The sequence below is a fragment of the Bosea vaviloviae genome (genome assembly GCF_001741865.1).
Taxonomy (GTDB): domain Bacteria; phylum Pseudomonadota; class Alphaproteobacteria; order Rhizobiales; family Beijerinckiaceae; genus Allobosea; species Allobosea vaviloviae.
The window spans coordinates 1393734-1410175 of sequence record NZ_CP017147.1 but is presented as its reverse complement, the minus strand read 5'-3'; the positions used below and the strand labels follow the sequence as shown (position 1 = coordinate 1410175).

The 16442-nt window shown below is 66.0% G+C and carries 15 protein-coding genes; 6 read left to right on the top strand and 9 right to left on the bottom strand.

Annotation, left to right across the window (positions count from 1 at the left end; genetic code table 11):
* Positions 1-6: 6 nt before the first annotated feature.
* From BHK69_RS06635 to BHK69_RS06615, 5 genes are read right to left on the bottom strand one after another with little or no spacing between them, the layout of a single operon-like run.
* Positions 7-342 (bottom strand): hypothetical protein, encoded by a 336-nt coding sequence (locus tag BHK69_RS06635; RefSeq protein WP_069689409.1) that lies wholly within the window; start codon positions 340-342, stop codon positions 7-9.
* Positions 342-1241: a DUF6772 family protein gene (locus BHK69_RS06630; RefSeq protein ID WP_342029746.1), complete on the bottom strand. Its 900-nt coding sequence runs from the start codon at positions 1239-1241 to the stop codon at positions 342-344. Before BHK69_RS06630 ends, BHK69_RS06635 begins: the two co-directional genes overlap by 1 nt.
* 6 nt (positions 1242-1247) lie before the next feature.
* Positions 1248-2084 (bottom strand): carbohydrate ABC transporter permease, encoded by an 837-nt coding sequence (locus tag BHK69_RS06625; protein WP_069689408.1) that lies wholly within the window; start codon positions 2082-2084, stop codon positions 1248-1250.
* A complete protein-coding gene (locus tag BHK69_RS06620; RefSeq protein ID WP_069689407.1) occupies positions 2077-2952 on the bottom strand; it encodes a carbohydrate ABC transporter permease in 876 nt (291 codons plus the stop codon). The genes BHK69_RS06625 and BHK69_RS06620 overlap by 8 nt, the downstream gene beginning before the upstream one ends.
* Positions 2952-4076: a mandelate racemase/muconate lactonizing enzyme family protein gene (locus BHK69_RS06615; RefSeq protein ID WP_069689406.1), complete on the bottom strand. Its 1125-nt coding sequence runs from the start codon at positions 4074-4076 to the stop codon at positions 2952-2954. Before BHK69_RS06615 ends, BHK69_RS06620 begins: the two co-directional genes overlap by 1 nt.
* Before the next feature lie 116 nt (positions 4077-4192).
* Between BHK69_RS06615 and BHK69_RS06610 the strand changes: the two genes are divergently transcribed.
* From BHK69_RS06610 to BHK69_RS06595, 4 genes are read left to right on the top strand one after another with little or no spacing between them, the layout of a single operon-like run.
* Positions 4193-4984: a FadR/GntR family transcriptional regulator gene (locus BHK69_RS06610; protein ID WP_069693427.1), complete on the top strand. Its 792-nt coding sequence runs from the start codon at positions 4193-4195 to the stop codon at positions 4982-4984.
* Positions 4956-6254 (top strand): ABC transporter substrate-binding protein, encoded by a 1299-nt coding sequence (locus tag BHK69_RS06605; protein WP_069689405.1) that lies wholly within the window; start codon positions 4956-4958, stop codon positions 6252-6254. The genes BHK69_RS06610 and BHK69_RS06605 overlap by 29 nt, the downstream gene beginning before the upstream one ends.
* Positions 6255-6311: 57 nt before the next feature.
* Positions 6312-7601 carry an ABC transporter substrate-binding protein gene (locus BHK69_RS06600; RefSeq protein ID WP_069689404.1) on the top strand — a complete coding sequence of 430 codons (1290 nt, stop codon included), beginning with the start codon at positions 6312-6314 and terminating at the stop codon, positions 7599-7601.
* Positions 7601-8353, top strand: coding sequence for an SDR family NAD(P)-dependent oxidoreductase (locus BHK69_RS06595; protein WP_069689403.1), 753 nt, complete (start codon positions 7601-7603; stop codon positions 8351-8353). The genes BHK69_RS06600 and BHK69_RS06595 overlap by 1 nt, the downstream gene beginning before the upstream one ends.
* A gap of 6 nt (positions 8354-8359) precedes the next feature.
* Here the strand turns inward: BHK69_RS06595 and BHK69_RS06590 are convergent, their stop codons facing one another.
* Genes BHK69_RS06590 through BHK69_RS06575 form a run of 4 tightly spaced genes read right to left on the bottom strand, consistent with a single transcriptional unit; the run spans position 8360 to position 13972 of the window.
* Entirely contained in the window at positions 8360-9973 is a 1614-nt protein-coding gene (locus BHK69_RS06590; RefSeq protein ID WP_069689402.1) for a hydantoinase B/oxoprolinase family protein, read from the bottom strand.
* Positions 9973-12024 (bottom strand): hydantoinase/oxoprolinase family protein, encoded by a 2052-nt coding sequence (locus BHK69_RS06585; RefSeq protein ID WP_069689401.1) that lies wholly within the window; start codon positions 12022-12024, stop codon positions 9973-9975. Before BHK69_RS06585 ends, BHK69_RS06590 begins: the two co-directional genes overlap by 1 nt.
* A gap of 51 nt (positions 12025-12075) precedes the next feature.
* Complete coding sequence (locus tag BHK69_RS06580; RefSeq protein WP_069689400.1) at positions 12076-12945, bottom strand: PfkB family carbohydrate kinase; 870 nt, start codon at positions 12943-12945, stop codon at positions 12076-12078.
* A 13-nt stretch (positions 12946-12958) separates the two neighbouring features.
* Positions 12959-13972: an SIS domain-containing protein gene (locus BHK69_RS06575; RefSeq protein WP_069689399.1), complete on the bottom strand. Its 1014-nt coding sequence runs from the start codon at positions 13970-13972 to the stop codon at positions 12959-12961.
* 295 nt (positions 13973-14267) lie between these two features.
* Here BHK69_RS06575 and BHK69_RS06570 point away from each other — a divergent pair, with 295 nt between their 5' ends.
* Both BHK69_RS06570 and BHK69_RS06565 read left to right on the top strand, forming a co-directional pair.
* Positions 14268-15014, top strand: a complete 747-nt coding sequence (locus BHK69_RS06570) for a GntR family transcriptional regulator (protein ID WP_069689398.1) — start codon at positions 14268-14270, stop codon at positions 15012-15014.
* Positions 15015-15081: 67 nt separating this feature from the next.
* A complete protein-coding gene (locus BHK69_RS06565; protein WP_425285560.1) occupies positions 15082-16407 on the top strand; it encodes an NAD(P)/FAD-dependent oxidoreductase in 1326 nt (441 codons plus the stop codon).
* Positions 16408-16442: the final 35 nt, after the last annotated feature.

The window sequence follows — 16442 nt, the reverse complement described above, 5'->3', positions numbered from 1 at the left end:
GTGGCCTCAAGCCTTGAAGTGCATGCTGACCAGCACGGTGATCTCCGCCCCCGCGGGCAAGGACGCCGCGACACGCAAAAAATTGCCGAAATGGGCGACGCGCTGGAAGGTCACGGCGTTCTCCGCCTCCGGCAGGTCGAATTCCGAGCCCTCAGGAGCCCAATGCATGCCGTCGGCCGAGATCTCGATGCGCGCCTTGGGGAGTTTGCCCTTGGGTGGCTTCAGCGCTCGGACGAAGACGATCGCCTCCTTCGCCCAGCCGGCCTCATAGGGTTCGGTCGCGCTCTCGCCTGTCCAGATCTCGTTGCGGGCGACGATGGCGGTGAGGTTCTCGGGCAGCATCAGAAGTCTCCCGACAGGCAGACGGAATCGAGATAGGCGAAGGCGCGCTTGTCGGTGTCGGTCTCGGCGAAGAAGCCGATATTCAGCATGCACCAGAGATTCTTCATCGCCGGGATGCGGATGCAGTCATAGGTCGACATGTCGAAGACGCGGTCATTCACCTGGAAGCGCGTCGCCTGCATCGTCGCGAGGTCGAAGTCGAAGCGCAGATAGTGCCAGTTCACCTTGGTCGGGATCTCGTTGTAGCAAAGCCGCTGCTCGCCGCCGGGCAGGTCCTCCCAGTCGGTCGGCGCGAGATGGTAATGCGTCATCGTCTTGCCGGCCGTGCCGATCGGCTTGATCGGCGTCGTCTCGCGTTTGAACTGCCATTTCTGCAGGTGCACGCCGTTCTCGGCGTTGAGGAAGCGCAGATGCGGCATCACGCGGTTGCCGCCCGTACCATGCTGGTCGCCGACCTGGAGATCGTAGAGGAAGCCGAAGGAGCGGATGTCGGTCTCCGAGAGCTGGAGCTCGGTCGCCTCCGGCTTGAAGGTGAAATAGGTCTCAAGCCGGATCGGGCCGGCCTTGCGGAAGGTCAGGCGCTTGATCGCGACGTTCTGCGCACCTGTCTTCGGCCGCGTCGCGATCTTCAGCGCATAGGAGCCGTCGACCCCGCCATGCGAGCCGAAATCCCAGTTCGGCAAGGTCGAGAGCATGGCGTGGCTGTGCTGGGCATAGCCCGGCAGCATCGCGTCGAGCGAGTGCTCGTAATTGCCGACGAGCTGGGTCCAGCCACACATGCCGCGGTCGAAATCATCGAGGCAGATGATGCGCGGCAACGGATCGAAGCGGCTTAATTGCGGATCGGCCTCGCGGATGGCGCGGCGCATGTCGTCGAGCTGCGAATTGGGTGAGGTCATTGGTTTCTACCCCTTCACTGCGCCGGCCGTCAGGCCGGCGACGAGATGCTTCTGCATGAGGATGACGAAGGCGAGCACCGGCAGGAGCTGGACGGTCGAGGCGGCGAAGAGCACGCCCCATTCGACACCCTCGACCGCGCCGATCATCTCCGAGATCACCAAAGGCGCGGTCTTGGCCTTGGTGGTGGTGAAGATGAAGGCGAAGAGGAACTCGTTCCAGGCATAGACGATGACGAAGACCGCGACCGCGAGCATGCCCTGGGCCGCCATCGGCAGGATGACGCGCCAGACGATCTGCATCTGCGAAGCGCCGTCGATCATCGCCGCCTCGTCGAGCTCGCGCGGGATCTGGTCGATGAAGGTGCGCATCACGATGGTGCCGAGCGAGACGAAGAAGGTCGCGTAGAGCACGATCAGGATCAGATGCGTGTCGTTGAGCCCGAGCCAGTTCACCACCGGAAACAGCGGCAGCGTGATCACGATCGGCGGGATCAGGCGGATGAAGATCAGGAAGAAGGCGCTGGCCTGCAGGCCCTTCGAGGCATGGCGCGAATAGGCGAAGCCCGCGAGCAACGAGACCAGAACGGCGAGCACGGTTGCGCCGACCGTGACGATGAAGCTGTTCCAGAGCCCGAAGAAGAAGTCGCCCCAGCGGCTCCAGAGCAGTTCGTAATTCGCCAATGTCGGCGCGAAGCTGAAACGCGAGGTCAGCGAGAAGATATCGCGGTCCGATTTGAAGGAGGACATCGCGATCAGGGCGATCGGCAGGACCGACCAGGCGACGATGACGAGGACGCCCAGCAGCTTCAGGGCCGCGCGAAGGAGGGAGGGAGGTTTAGACATGCTTGCCGAACATCTCCCTGTAGAGCCGGCGCAGATAGAACAGCGCGAGCAGGAGCGAGGCGAGCACGAGCAGCCAGCCCGTGGCGGCAGCCGAGCCGAAGGCGTTGTAACGAAAGGCCTCGAGATAGAGATAGACCGCCAGCACCTCGGTGGTGCGCGCCGGCCCGCCACCGGTCATCAGCCAGACCTCGGAGAACAGCCGGAAGGCGAAGATGTAGCGGAACAAAGCCGCGATCAGCAGGGCCGGCATGAGGAGCGGCAAGGTGATGCGGCGAAACGCCGTCCAACTGCTGGCGCCGTCGATCGCGCCGGCCTCGTAGAGATCGCCGGGGATCGAGAGCCTGGCCGCGTAGATGATGATGAACGAGAAGGGCAGGTGCAGCCAGATCGAGAGCAGCGAGACCATGAACAAGCCGTGGCTCGGCTTCACCGCCCATTCGATCGGCGGCAAACCGAAGAACGAGAGCATCTGGCTCATCATCCCGACATCGGGCTCGAACAGATAGCGCCACATCACCACGGCCGAGACCTCGCTGACCGCATAGGGTGCGAGCACGATGGCGAGCAGGAAGGCGCGGCACGGCACGCCCGAGGCGAAGAACAGCGCCATCAGGAGGCCAAGCAGCAATTCGAGATGCACGACCACGGCGACGACGATCACCGTGTTGACGAGCGCGCGCCAGAAATAGGGGTCGCTCAGGACCTTCACGTAGTTGGCGAGGCCGACGAAGCTCGCCGCCTGGCCGAAGGAGGACTGGTTCAGGCTGAGCCAGAACACGTAGATCGCCGGCAGGAAGATGATGCCGCCGACCATCAGTTGGACGGGGCCGACCAGCGCGATGGCAGAAAGGGGCGTGCGTGCAGTCATCAGGCGATCCGGAAACGCTTGAGCGCGTCGCGATCGATCTCGATGCCGAGGCCCGGGCCCTGCGGCACGGCGAGCTTGCCATCGATAAGCTGAGAGCCCTCGCCGACCACGGGATGCGTGAAGGCATCGCGCAGCGGGTTCTCATAGACCATGCATTCGAAGGTGCGGAAGCTCTCGGCGGCCGCTGCGAGCTGGAGGCTGGCGGCGACGCAGATCGCGCCGGACCAGCCGACATGGGGGGCGTAAGCCGTGTTGAAGGCAGCGGCGAGTTCCGCGATGCGCCAGGTCTCGGTGATGCCGCCCGAGCGCGTCACATCGGGCTGGATCAGTCCCAGCGAACGGTCCTGCAGCATGATCAGCGCCTCGGAGGCGACATAGTCGCTTTCGCCCGCCGCGAGCCTGATCGGCAGATGCTGGGCGAGCCGACGATAGCCCTCGCGATCATGCGGCGCGATCGGTTCCTCGAAGAAACCATAGCCGAGATCGGCCAGCGCCCGGCCGACGACCAGCGCGTCATCGACGTCATAGGCCCAATTGGCGTCGACATAGAGGGCGATGTCGTCGCCCGCGAGCTTGCGGATGAACCGCGCCCTGGCGATCGCATCCTTCAGCGGGTGGCCAAGCTTGACCTTGATCTCACGGAAACCGGCTTTCAGCGCAGCAGCGACCTCCGCCTCGACCGTCGCGTCGTCGAGCCAGTTGATCGAAGAGGCATAGGCCGCGACCTGCATGCGCCCGATGCCACCGAGCAGCTTGTGGACCGGCAGGCCGGCCTGTTTGCCGGCGATGTCCCAGAGCGCGATGTCGATGCCCGCGATCGCCTCGACCAGTTGCCCGCCGGGGCGGCCGGAAAGCGCAGCACGCATCGCCTTCCAATGCGCGCGCCGATCGGCCGGGTCCTTGCCGATCAGGCGGGGGCCGAGCACCTCCTCGATCAATCGCGCATAGCCGGCCGCGCCGCGCCGCGCCAAGGCCTCGCCGAACCCCACCACGCCGTCGCTGGTCACGACCTCGACAACGACAAGCTCGATGGCGGGATAGTCGCCCTGCGAGGTGCGCTGCACCTTGGCAAGCGTGGCGCGCAAGGGATGCGCGATGATCTGCGTGATGCGGCTTGCCGTCATGGCGGCGCTGTCCTCCCCAGGACACTGAACTTATCTGAGGCATTAAACTTATCTGATAGGTTGATCAGTTGCAAAGATGAGCAGCATCTGTCAATCATCAATTCATGGAGACGATGATGAACGACGCCGCCCTTGCAGCCGCGATCGACAACGACCCGTTCGGCGGGTCCGATGTCGTACCGACGCGGCTCGGCGACGCGCTGATCGCGCGCATCACCCAGGCGATCCATGACGGGCGCTTGAAGCCGGGTGACGCGCTGCCCTCGGAATCGCGGATCGCGGCCTCCTTCGGCGTCAGCAAGCCGATCGCGCGCGAGGCCATCCGCCAGCTCGCAGCGATGGGCGTGGTTCATATCCAGCAGGGCAAGGTGACGCGCGTGCAGGCGCTGAATGCCGCCCCGCTCGACCGCTTCTTCCGTTTCGCCGTCAGCGGCAGCAAGACTGGGCTGATCGAAGCGGTCGAACTGCGCCGCATCCTCGAACCGCCGATGGCCGCCCATAGCGCCGAGCGCCGCAGCGACGCCGATCTCGGGCGCCTGCGAGAGATTCTGCAGCGCATGGAAGCCGCGCTCGGGAACGTGCCGCTCTGGATCGAGGCCGATCTCGATTTCCACGAGGCCATCGCCGCATCAGCGGGCAACCGCCTGCTCGATTTCCAGATCAGGGGCCTGCGCCCGGTGATCCGGCAGGTGATGGAGATCTTCAATTCGCGCGAGGCCCGCACCAAGGCCGATTGGCGCCAGACCTATGAGCGGCATGTCCGCGTCGTCGAGGCCATCGCCATCGGCGACAGCGCTGCGGCCCAGGCCGCCATGAACAAGCATTTCGAAGCGGCTGAAGCCGCCATCGCGGAAATCGCGGCATCCCGGGAGGAATATCATGACGGCAGGACAAGGGCTCGACCGTAGAGAACTGCTCGGTGGCATCGCGGGTCTGAGCTTCGCCGGGCTGCAGGCTGCGCCCGCCTTTGCGCAGGCAGGCCCGCTCAACGTCTTCGCCCACCGCGTCATGCAGACGGTCGCGACCGGCGCGCAGGGCGGCGACATCACCAGGGACTGGAGCCAGAAGACCGGCGCCGCGATCCAGTGGACGACCTTCGACACCGGTCCGCTGCAGGAGCGATTGTTCCGCGAGGCGAGCCTCGGCGAGACCTCCGTCGATGTCGGTTTCCTCTTGAACACCCAGGCGATCCCGCGCGCCGCCAATTTGTTCGAACCGCTCGACGACTATCTCAAGCGCGACCCGCTGGAGGATGCGGCCGACATCTTCCCGGGGCTGATGGAGGGGATGAAGGTCGGCGGAAAGCAGCTCGCCATCCCCTTCCGCCATGCCTCCTCAGGCCTGCACTACAATGAGGAGCTTCTGGCCGAGAAGGGCTTCAGCAAGCCGCCAGCGACGATCGAGGAGATGATCGAGATCGCGCGCGCCTGCACCTATCGCCGCAGCGACGGCACGGCCGTGACGGGCCTGTGCATGCCAGGCGTGACCTATCCCAATGTGATCGACATCGCGCGCGCCTGGGATGGCGATTTCATCACGGCCGACTTCAAATGCGTCGCCGACCAGCCGGCCATGCTGAACGCGATCAAGCTCCTCCGCGCACTCTTCGAAAGCGGGGCGTTTCCGCGCAATTTCGCGACGCTCTCGCCCGAGGACGTCAATGTCTGGATGCAGACCGGCCGCGCCGCGATGAGCCTGCAGAGCATGGGCCGCAACCGCATCTACAACGACCCGCAGAAGTCGAAATTCCCTGGCAAGATCAAGACGGTCGCGGTGCCGGCCTCGAAGACGCTCGCCGGGAAATACGAGGCCGCGCCGGCCAAGGTCGAGTTCTGGGGTCTCGTCATCCCCAGGAACGCCAGGCGCAAGGAGCTCTCCTGGAGCTTCATCAAGGCCATGGTCGCGAAGGAGGCGACGCTGAAGGCCGCGCTCAACGGCAACGGTCCGGTGCGGGCCTCGACCTATGCCGATGCGGGCTTTGCCGGCACCGTGCCCTATGCGGCCGAGGAACTGAAGGTGCTGAAGGTCGCGCGCGTGCCGATGCCCGCCTTCGACGAAGCCGCACGTGCCGGCGACCTGTTCAAGGAAGAAGCGGAAGCCGCCGTGCTTGGGCTGAAGACGCCGGAGGAGGCGATGGCCTCGCTGGTCAAGCGCGTGAAGCCGCTGCTGCCCAGCTGAGATCGAACACATCACAACGCGCGAGACAGCGCGAGCCAAACCCTTGGAGGAAAAGCCATGACCACATCCATCTCCCGCCGCGCATTCGGCCTGATCTCGGGCGGCGCCGCGGCGTCGCTCGCCTTGCCGGGCATCGCCCGCGCCCAGGCAAAAACCGTCACCGCACTCGGCCATCGCGTCCACCAGACATCCGCCACGACCGGGCCGGGCGGCGACGCAACCGAAGCCTGGCGCAAGCAATCGGGCGCAACCGTCAACTGGGTCACCTTCGGCGACGTCAACGCCATCCATGAGCGGCTGCTGCGCGAGGCGACACTGGGCGAGACCACGATCGACGTCGCCTATCTGCTCAACGGGCGGGCCGTGCCGCGCAATCTCAAGCTGTTCGAGCCGCTCGACGCCCTGCTGAAGGATTCAGCCATCGAGGCGCTGGACGATTTCGCGCCGGGCCTGATCGCGCCGATGAAGCTCGACGGCGCGCTGCATGGCATCCCCGTCCGCCACGCCACCAACGCGCTGATCTACAACGAGGCGATCCTGGAGGAGCGTGGCGTCAGCAAGCTGCCGACCAGTTTCGAGGAATTGGCCGAGCTTGCCCGCAAGCTGACCTTCAAGCGCGACGACGGCACGCAGGTGAACGGCCTCGCCTTCACCGCCGTCTTCGCTTCGAACTTCCTGACGCTCGCGCGCTGTCTCGGCGGCGACTACATGACCCCCGACGGCAAGCTCGTCGCCAATGAGCCCGGCATGGTCAAGGCGCTGACGCTGCTGGCCGAGTTCTACAAGGCCGGCGTGCTGCCGCGCAATTTCGCGACCGTGAACAATGAGGAGATCACGACCTGGATGCAGCAGGGCCGCGCCGCGATGACGATCAACCCCTTCGCCCGGCTGGTGACCTATAACGACCCGGCCAAGGGCAAATATGGCGGGCGCTTCAAATCACTGCTGCCGCCGATGGCCTCGGACCTCGCAGGCAAGGTCACTTACGCGCCGACGACCGAATTCTGGTCGCTGGTGATCCCGAAGAACGCCAAGCAGAAGCCGCTGGGCTGGGAGATGATCCGGGCGCTGTCGTCCAAGGCCGGGACCTTGGCCATGGCCCTGAACGGCAACGGCCCGACGCGGGTTTCGACCTATACCGACGAGAAGCTGAAAGCCGCCATGCCCTATGCCGCCGATGAGGCCGCCGCGCTCAAGGCCTCGCGCATCCATCTGCCCGCCTTCGACGAGCAGGCCCGCGCCCACGACATCTTCCTGGAGGAGACGCAGGCCGCCGTGCTCGGCATCAAGCCGCCGCAACAAGCGATGGATGATGCCGTGAAGCGCGTGAAGCCGCTGCTCGGCTGATGGGCGAGACCCTTTCAGGACGCGTCGCCCTCGTCACGGGCGGAGCGCGCGGGATCGGGCTGGCGATCGCGACAGCGCTGGCGGAAGCCGGCGCGCATGCGGTCCTGCATGATCGCGACTGGGAGGCGGCCCAGGCCGCGACAGCTGCGCTTCTTAGCAGCGGAGCCTCGGCTTCCAGCCTGATCGCCAATCTCGCCGAACCGCTGGCTCCCGCCGCGATGCTGGGGGAGCTCCAGGCGCAAGGATATGAGCCGGATATCCTCGTGCTCTGTGCCTCCGCGGAAATCCGCGAGGGCTGGGACGCTGTCAGCGATCAAGCCCTGCAGGCCCAGAGCGAGGTCAATCTGCACGCGACCGTGCGACTGATCCGCAGCTTCCTGCCCGGCATGGTCGCGCGCGGTTTCGGCAGGCTCATCGCGATCGGTTCGGTGCAGGAGGCGCGCGCCAATGCCGACTGCTTCTACTACGCCGCGACCAAGGCGGCGCAGACCAGCATGATCCTCACGCTGGCCCGCACGCTGCGCGCGCCGGACGTGACCTGCAACGTGATCCAGCCCGGCGCCATCCGGACGGAGCGCAATCGCGCGATCCTCACTGAGCCCGGTCGCGAGGCGCTCGCGCTGGAGCGCATCCCGCTCGGACGCATCGGTGCGCCGCAGGACTGCGCTGGCATCGCGCGGCTGCTGTGCTCGCCCGAGGGCGCCTATATCAACGGCGCCGAGATCGCCGTCGATGGCGGCATGCGATTATGACCCCGCTCAGGCCGGCAGCAATCGCCCTTCGGCAACGTCGCGAGCCTTGTCCCCGGCAGCACGTTCCGAGGGCGGACCGTAGCCGCCAGCGCCCGGCGTGATGATCTCGACGATCTGCCCCGCTTCCAGCGCGCCGTCACCCTTGACGAAGGGGCCAACGCCGTCGCTGAAGACAAAGGAGCCGCCCTGCCCGGACTCGCCGCCGGCGATGCCCCAGGGACGCGAGTTCAGGCGGGAATTGTCGATATTGAGGCGACAGGGAGCCTCGGCGCGGTAGACGCGACGCAGGCCCATGCCGCCGCGATGGCGGCCCTGGCCGCCAGAACCGTCGACCAGTTCGTAGCGCAGCAGGGTCAAGGGATACTCGACCTCCAGCGCCTCGACCGGGAGGTTCGAGGTGTTGGTCATGTGGACATGGACGCCGTCGAGGCCGTCCTTGGTCGCACGCGCGCCCGAGCCGCCGCCGATGGTCTCCAGATAGACCCAGAGCTGACCGGAGCCCGGCATCTCGCCTGCGAAGGTCGCCGACGCCGCCGTGCCGCAGCAGGCGGCGATCACACGCTCTGGCACAGCCTGCGCGAGCGCCCCATGGATCAGGTCGACGACGCGCTGGCAGGCCGCGATGCGCCCGTTCACCGCCGCTGGGTGGACGCAGTTCAGCACCGTGCCCTCCTTCGCCGTGACGGTTAGCGGCCGGGCGAGGCCGGCATTGGGCGGGATCGTCGGGTCGGCCACGGTTTTGACCGCGTAATAGACCGTCGAGAGCAGCGCGGTGTAGACCATGTTGAAGCCGGCGCGCGCCTGCGGCGGGGATTCGAAAGCGAGCTTCATCTCCTCACCCGCGACCGTAATCGCGACCGAGAACGTCATCGGCTCGTCGATTTCGGGATTGTCGAAATAATCCTCGAAAAGATAGACCCCGTCGGGGATCGACTTGATCCCGGCGCGCATCTTGCGCTCGGCATAATCCTGCAGCGCCTTGCCGGCAGAAAGCACGGTCGAGCGTCCGTATTTGTCGCAGAGCGCGCGCACGCGCTCGACGCCGAGGCGGTTCGCCGCCATCTGGGCGCGCAGATCCGAGAGGCGCTCGCGCGGCACCTGGCAGTTGAGCAGGATCAGTTCCTGCACGTCCTTCATCAAAACGCCGCCGTCATAAAGCCGGATCGGCGGAATGCGCAGGCCTTCCTGGTAGATATGGGCGTGGCCGCGATCGGCGAAATCGGCATGGTGGGCGGTATTGACGGCCCATGCGACCATCGTGCCGTCATGGAAGATCGGTTCCGCGAGGACGATATCGGGCAGATGAGTGCCGCCGCCCTCATAAGCGTCATTGCCGATGAAGACGTCGCCGGGCTTCATCTCGGCGACCGGATGGCGCTTCAGGATATGCGGGATGATGCCGATGAAGGAGCCGAGATGCATCGGGATGTGCTCGGCCTGGCAGAGCGTGTCGCCGGCAATGTCGAAGAGCGCGGTCGAGCAGTCGCGGCGCTCCTTGATGTTGGTGGAATAGCTCGCCTTGACGAGCGCCTCGCCCATCTCCTCGGTGATCGAGGCGAAGGAGGAGCCGATGACCTCGACGGTGATCGGATCGACGGTGACGGTGGCGTTGGCGTTCATCACGGCGTCTCCAGGATCAGGTTGAGGTAAGGCTCGACGGTCGCGATCATCCCCGGCAGCAGCACGGTGGTCGAATCCATCTGCTCGATGATCGCCGGCCCCGCGATGACATTGCCGGATTTCAGCTTGTCGCGATCATAGATCTTGCACGCCACGAAGCCGCCGGCCTCGGGGAACCAGACCTCGCGGCTGCCGATGATCGCATGGTCCGATTCCGGCCCCGCATCGACTTGCGGCCGGAACTGCGCCTTGGGCACGAAGCCGATCGCCTCGACGCGGTAGGTCACGAGCTGCACCGCCTCGCCTTCGGCGACGAAGCCGTAGAGCCGCTTATGCGCCTCGGCGAAACCATCGGCCAGGGCCGCGATGGTCGCGCTCGAGATCGGGCCTTCCGGCACGTCGATCGACAATTCGTAATTCTGGCCCTGATAGCGCAGATCCGCCGTGCGCCGGAGCTTGCGATCGTTGGGCGCAACCTTCTCCTCGGCAAACCAGTGCTCGCCCTGAGCGACCAGGCCGGCGAAGGCCTCCGTCATCGCACCGACCAGACCGTCGCCCAATCTGGCGAGGCGGGTGGTGGCGAAATTGGCGCGCAGATCGGTCAGCAGCAGGCCAAGCGCGCAGCCGATGCCGGGATTGCGCGGCACGACGATGCGCTTCATCTCCAATTCGCGCGCCAGCCGCGCCGCATGCAGCGGACCGGCGCCGCCAAAGGCGACGAGCGCGTAGTCGCGCGGATCATGCCCGCGCTGGACCGAGACGACGCGGATCGCCTTGGCCATGTTGGCGGTGACGACCGAGATGATGCCCTGGGCAGTCGCCATCACGTCGAGGCCAAGCTGGTCGGCGAGGCGGCCGATCGCCTGTTTCGAGAGATCCTGCCGGATCGGCATACGGCCGCCGAGCAGATGGGTCGGGTTCAGCGTCTGCAGCACGACATTGGCGTCGGTGACGGCGGGCTCGGTCGCACCGCGTCCATAGCAGACCGGGCCGGGATCGGCGCCGGCACTGCGCGGGCCGACCTTGAGCAGCCCGCCGGAATCGATCGCGGCGAGCGAGCCGCCGCCGGCCCCGACGGTGTGGATGTCGAGCATCGGCGCCTTGATCGGGTAGCCGTGGACGATCGCGTCGCTGGCGAACTTCGCCTCGCCGCCGCGCAGCAGCGCGACATCCGAGGAGGTGCCGCCCATGTCGAAGGTGATCAGGTTTTCGATGCCGGTCATCTGGCCGATCGCCTGCGCGGCGACGACGCCGGTGGACGGCCCCGACAGCACGGTGCGCACCGGCAGGCGGGCGGCCATGTCGAAGCCGATGACGCCGCCATTGGACTGCGTCAGATGCGGTGTCGTGGTGACGCCGAGCTCCATCAACCGGTCGGCAAGGCGGCGGATATAGCCCTGCATGACTGGGCCGAGATAGGCATTCACCACCGCCGTCGAGATGCGCTCATATTCGCGGAACTCGGGCGCGACCTCATGCGAGGCGCAGATGAAGGCCTCCGGAAATTCCTCGGCGACGATGCGCTTGGCGGCCTGCTCATGGGCGGGGTTGACGAAGCCGTAGAGGAAGCCGATCGCCACCGCCTTGACGCCGGCCGCTTTCAGCGCGCGGGCGGCCACCCGCACGCCCTCTTCATCGAGCGGAATCTCGACCGAACCGTCATGGCGTAGGCGTTCCGAAACACCGAAGCGCAGATCGCGGGTCACCAGAGGCGGCGCCTTGTCGACCTGGAGATCGTAGAGATCGGGGCGCTTCTGGCGGCCGATCTCGATCAGATCGCGGAAGCCCTCGGTGGTGATGAGACCGGTCTTGACGCCGCGATGCTGGATCAGGGCATTGGTGCCGACCGTGGTGCCATGGCCGAAATAGGCGACTTCGCTCGGCTTGGCGCCGACGCGTTCGGTGCCTTCCTGCGTGCCGCGCGCGATGGCGCGGGAGGGATCATCCGGCGTGGAGGGCACTTTCCAGACCGCCACCTCTCCGGTCGCGTCGTCGAAGAGACAGACGTCGGTAAAAGTTCCTCCGGAATCGATCCCGATCCGCCAAGCCATGCAAGCCACTCCCGCCTTCAGTTCGATGTCATCCGGCTCTGATCCAAAGAGTTAGAGCAAACCGGTTCCCACTTTTTCGCATCCTGCTCTGGTCGTGCCGGGCGGCATCGACCATGCCGCGCCGTGGCCGAAGCCGCCTTGATATCCGCAGACCATAGCGGCGTGATCGGCGCCGGCGGCAAGCGCCTCACCCAGACCCGCGCCATGCAGCAGGCGCAGGATGAAGGCGGCGATGAAGCCGTCTCCAGCGCCCAACGTATCGACGATGCGCGCCTCGCTGATACCGTGAGCGTGGAAGACGCCCTCCGACAAGGCCATCGAGCCGCGCGCGCCCCGGGTCACGGCCGCGATCCGCGCGCCCTGATCGATGCAGCGCTCAAGCAATGCGCGGCACTCCGCATCCGAGCCATTGGGAAAGGACAGGAAGGCGATGTCGAGCGCCGGCAGCGTCGCCGCCAGATTGGCGTCGGTCCAGCGCTCGGAGAAATCATAGGACAGCAGGCGGGCGGCGCTGCTTATCGTCTCAAGCTCGGTTTCCAGCTCGCTGTAAACGCTGGAATGGACGAGATCGAAGCCCTGGATATAGGCGAGGTCGGCAGCGCTGAAGCCGCCCCATTGCCCGCGCACGCCGCGCTCCGAGCGCAGGAAGCGGCGGTCATTGCCGTCATGGCCGATGAAGGCGCGTGCATTGCCGCCGGGCAGAATGCGGCACTGCGCGGTGTCGACGCCCTCCTGCCGCAAGGCGTCGATCAGCAGCATGCCGGCCTCGTCCGTGCCGATGCAGCCGAGATAGCCGGCCTGCGCGCCAAGCCTGCGGGCGAGCACGGCGACATTGACGGCGTTGCCGCCGGGAAACTGCAGGCTCCGATCGACATAGGTGTCGACCGTATTGTCGCCGAGGCCGAGCAGCCTGTGGGCCATCGCCGTGCTCCGCTCAGTAAGCCACTTTCCACATATAGCGGCGGGTCGTCAGCGGCTGGTTGTGCAGCACCGAGAGATGCACCGACAAGCGCTTCAGCGCCGATTGCAGGATATAGGGTGCCACGATCGGGCGGATTTCAGGCGCGATGCCTTTCATCGCGAAGTCGCGGGAATCATATTTCATCACGCGCTCGGCATAGGTATCGCAGAAGCTCGAGACGCGCTCCATCAGCGGGCGGCTCGGATCCTCGCCGGTGATCAGGATCAGCGGCGTCGAGCGGTCGACGATCTCGAAGGGGCCATGGAAGAACTCGGCCGCCTCGATCGGGTAGCTGTGCAGCCAGAGCATCTCCATCAGGATGCAGACGCCGAAGACATAGGCCGTGGTGAAGCCCGGCCCCGAGGCGACGTGATAGAAATTCCGGTCCTTGGCGTAGAGCGCCGCATCGGCCGCGGCGCGCGCCTCGTTCTGCTCGGCGGCGTCGGCAATCGCGCCCGGCAAGGCATCGAGCGAGGCGAGCAGCTTGTCGCCGAGCGGCCAGCCCTCCTTCTCCGTCATGATGCCGCCGACCAGAGCCTGCATCAGCATGAACATGGCGATGAAGGATTCGCTGGTGTCGCCGACGATGAAATGCTGCGGCACGGCCTGGGCCAGCGGCTTGTCGGCATATTGGCTGAAGGCCACGACCTGGCAGGGCTTGTCCTTCAGGAATTGGGCGGCGGCGACCGTCTCCGGCGTCGTGCCCGATTTCGAAGCGAGCAGCACCAAGGTGCGGCCATCGAGCCGGGGCGGGTCGATCGCCATGAACTCGGCCGGGAAATAGCGACGCACCTCGATGCCGGGCGAATAATGCTCGAGCCAGTATGTGATGCCGAGCATGGCGCGGTTGGCCGAGCCCGCAGCGACGAGATAAATCCGGTCGACGCCGGGGGCGAGCTTGCGGCCGAGCGCGAAAGCCTCGGGCACGGCAGCCTGCGTCTGAGCGAGGCCGTCCAGCACGCGGGGGCGGTCGTAAGAGATGGACATGAGAGCAAGCCACTTCCTGGCAGGCGAGAATTGGTATACACCAATCAGCTATACCAATCACTGTCAAGCATAGTCCAATCAATCAGGATATGTCGTCACCCGGGTTGGTCTGGCGCGTTTTTCGGCTTCCAGTGATGGGAACCGGGCGCTCAGCATCAGACCGAATATCGAATTCGGTCTGATGCTGTAGCTCTTTGATTTTGCATCGGCTTCTTCCGAAAACCGGATTCCACTTTTCGGGCCGATGCTCTATCCCAGTTCAACAGCGACGACGGGAATCCGAGAGACGCCAGCCATGCGCGAACCCGTGAAGCGGGCCAAGCCGATCTATGTCGAGGTGCAGGACTACCTGCTCGACCTCATCAACGGGCCCGATTACGGCCCGGGAGACCGGATTCCGTCCGAGCGCGTTCTGGCGGAGACGCTGCGCATCAACCGCATGACCGTGCGCAAGGCGATCGACAAGCTGGTCGAGCGCAATGTGCTGGAGCGCAACGGCACCAGCGGCACGCGCGTCCCCCTGGTCCAGGTCACGCGCCCGATCGAGGTCAGCTCCTCGCTCGGCATCACCCGGATCATCCGCAACTCCGGCGGCAGTCCCGGCAACAAGCTGCTGCATTTCGGCGAGGAGGCGGCGACCGAGAGCATCGCGCGCCGGCTCGATCTCGCTGTTGGCGCCGACCTCATCATGTTCCGCCGGCTGCGTACGGTGAATGACGAACCGTTCTGCATCGAGACAAGCTATCTGCCGGCACTGCGCTTCGCCGGGCTGGTCGCGGAGGATCTCGTCGCCGGGCAATCGCTCTACGCGCTGCTGAAGGCCCGCTACGGCGTCGAGGCCAGCGCCCGCGATCGCGAGATCGGCGTCGGCACCGCGACCGACATGGAAGCCCGCCTGCTCTCGCTCAAGCCCGGCTCGCCCACCCTGGTGCTGAGGCTGGTGGCGCGCGACGGCAGCGGCGCGCCGATCGAATACATGAAATCGGTGAACCACCCCCACCACGTCGTCTTCCGCAATTCCACGCCGACCCCGCAGGACTGACCATGCTGCCGCTGATGCCCCGCCCCCGCCGAGAAGCCGGCTCGTTTCCTCCGGCCGGGGAGAGCCTCTGATGGGCATCACCATCGAGACGATCGACCTAGACGCCACATTGCCTGGGAGCAGCGATGTCGTCGTCATCGGCGGTGGCATCATCGGCATCATGACGGCGATCTTCCTGGCCAAGGAGGGGGTTTCCGTCACCGTCTGCGAGAAGGGCGAGGTCGGCCATGAGCAGTCCGGGCGCAACTGGGGCTGGGTCCGGATCATGGGCCGCGACGCCAGCGAAATCCCGCTCGGGCTGGAGAGCATGCGGCTCTGGTCGGAGATGGACAAGCTGGTCGGCGGCGATACCGGCTTCACCCGCTCCGGCATCGTCTATGTCGCCGATACGCCCGGCAAACTCGCCGAGCACGAGGCCTGGCTCGACCATGCCAAGCAGTACCAGCTCGATTCACGCCTGCTGAGCTCGCGCGAGATCGAGAGCGTGCTGCCCGGCTGCAAGCGCGCTTTCGCAGGCGCCCTGTTCACGCCGAGCGATGCGCGCGCCGAGCCGCAAAAGGCGGTGCCGGCGATGGCGCGGGCACTGCGGCGGCTCGGAGGACAGGTTCTGACGCGCTGCGCCGTGCGCGGCATCGAAACCAAGGCCGGCCGGGTCAGCGCCGTGGTGACGGAGCGCGGTACGATCGCCTGCCAGCGCGTCGTGCTCGCCGGCGGCGCCTGGTCGCGGCTCTTCCTCGGCAATCTCGGCATCGATTTCCCGCAGCTCAAGGTGCTGGGTTCGGTCCTGCGCACCGAGCCTCTCGACGGCCCGCCGACCCATGCCGTCGGCGGCTCCGACTTCGCCTTCCGCAAGCGCCAGGACGGCGGCTACACTATCGCCCATCGCGGCGCGAGCGTGGCCGAGATCGTGCCCGACAGTTTCCGCCTGATGACCGATTTCCTGCCATCCCTCGTCAAGCAGCGGCACGAATTGAAGCTCAGGCTCAGCCAGCGCTTCCTTGAGGAGGCGAAGACGACACGGCGCTGGTCGCTCGACGAAACGACGCCCTTCGAGAAAACCCGCGTGCTCGATCCGGCGCCTTACGACTCGATCCTGAGCGAAGCGCAGGCCAATCTCGTCGCCGCCTTCCCAGCCTTCAAGGACATGAAGGTCGCACAGGCCTGGGGTGGTTTCGTCGATGCGATGCCCGACGCCGTGCCGGTGATCGGCGAAGTGCCGCGCCTGCCCGGCTTCTTCATCGCCAGCGGCTTCTCCGGCCATGGCTTCGGCATCGGCCCGGGAGCGGGCCGGCTGATCGCCGATCTCGTCGCGGGCAAAACCTCGATGATCGACGCCAAGCCGTTCCGGCTGGAGCGCTTCGCACGGCTGGAGCGGACGACACGGGCGAGTTGACCTCCCACGTCATGCTCGCCCTTGTGGCGCGCATC

Excerpts from the sequence above, each read along its gene's own strand:
- BHK69_RS06585 (WP_069689401.1), bottom strand. The coding sequence starts at position 12,024 with ATGGCTTGGCGGATCGGGATCGATTCCGGAGGAACTTTTACCGACGTC.
- BHK69_RS06600 (WP_069689404.1), top strand. The coding sequence starts at position 6,312 with ATGACCACATCCATCTCCCGCCGCGCATTCGGCCTGATCTCGGGCGGC.
- BHK69_RS06630 (WP_342029746.1), bottom strand. The coding sequence starts at position 1,241 with ATGACCTCACCCAATTCGCAGCTCGACGACATGCGCCGCGCCATCCGC.
- BHK69_RS06575 (WP_069689399.1), bottom strand. The coding sequence starts at position 13,972 with ATGTCCATCTCTTACGACCGCCCCCGCGTGCTGGACGGCCTCGCTCAG.
- BHK69_RS06595 (WP_069689403.1), top strand. The coding sequence starts at position 7,601 with ATGGGCGAGACCCTTTCAGGACGCGTCGCCCTCGTCACGGGCGGAGCG.
- BHK69_RS06625 (WP_069689408.1), bottom strand. The coding sequence starts at position 2,084 with ATGTCTAAACCTCCCTCCCTCCTTCGCGCGGCCCTGAAGCTGCTGGGC.
- BHK69_RS06610 (WP_069693427.1), top strand. The coding sequence starts at position 4,193 with ATGAACGACGCCGCCCTTGCAGCCGCGATCGACAACGACCCGTTCGGC.
- BHK69_RS06570 (WP_069689398.1), top strand. The coding sequence starts at position 14,268 with ATGCGCGAACCCGTGAAGCGGGCCAAGCCGATCTATGTCGAGGTGCAG.
- BHK69_RS06635 (WP_069689409.1), bottom strand. The coding sequence starts at position 342 with ATGCTGCCCGAGAACCTCACCGCCATCGTCGCCCGCAACGAGATCTGG.
- BHK69_RS06620 (WP_069689407.1), bottom strand. The coding sequence starts at position 2,952 with ATGACTGCACGCACGCCCCTTTCTGCCATCGCGCTGGTCGGCCCCGTC.
- BHK69_RS06590 (WP_069689402.1), bottom strand. The coding sequence starts at position 9,973 with ATGAACGCCAACGCCACCGTCACCGTCGATCCGATCACCGTCGAGGTC.
- BHK69_RS06580 (WP_069689400.1), bottom strand. The coding sequence starts at position 12,945 with ATGGCCCACAGGCTGCTCGGCCTCGGCGACAATACGGTCGACACCTAT.
- BHK69_RS06605 (WP_069689405.1), top strand. The coding sequence starts at position 4,956 with ATGACGGCAGGACAAGGGCTCGACCGTAGAGAACTGCTCGGTGGCATC.
- BHK69_RS06615 (WP_069689406.1), bottom strand. The coding sequence starts at position 4,076 with ATGACGGCAAGCCGCATCACGCAGATCATCGCGCATCCCTTGCGCGCC.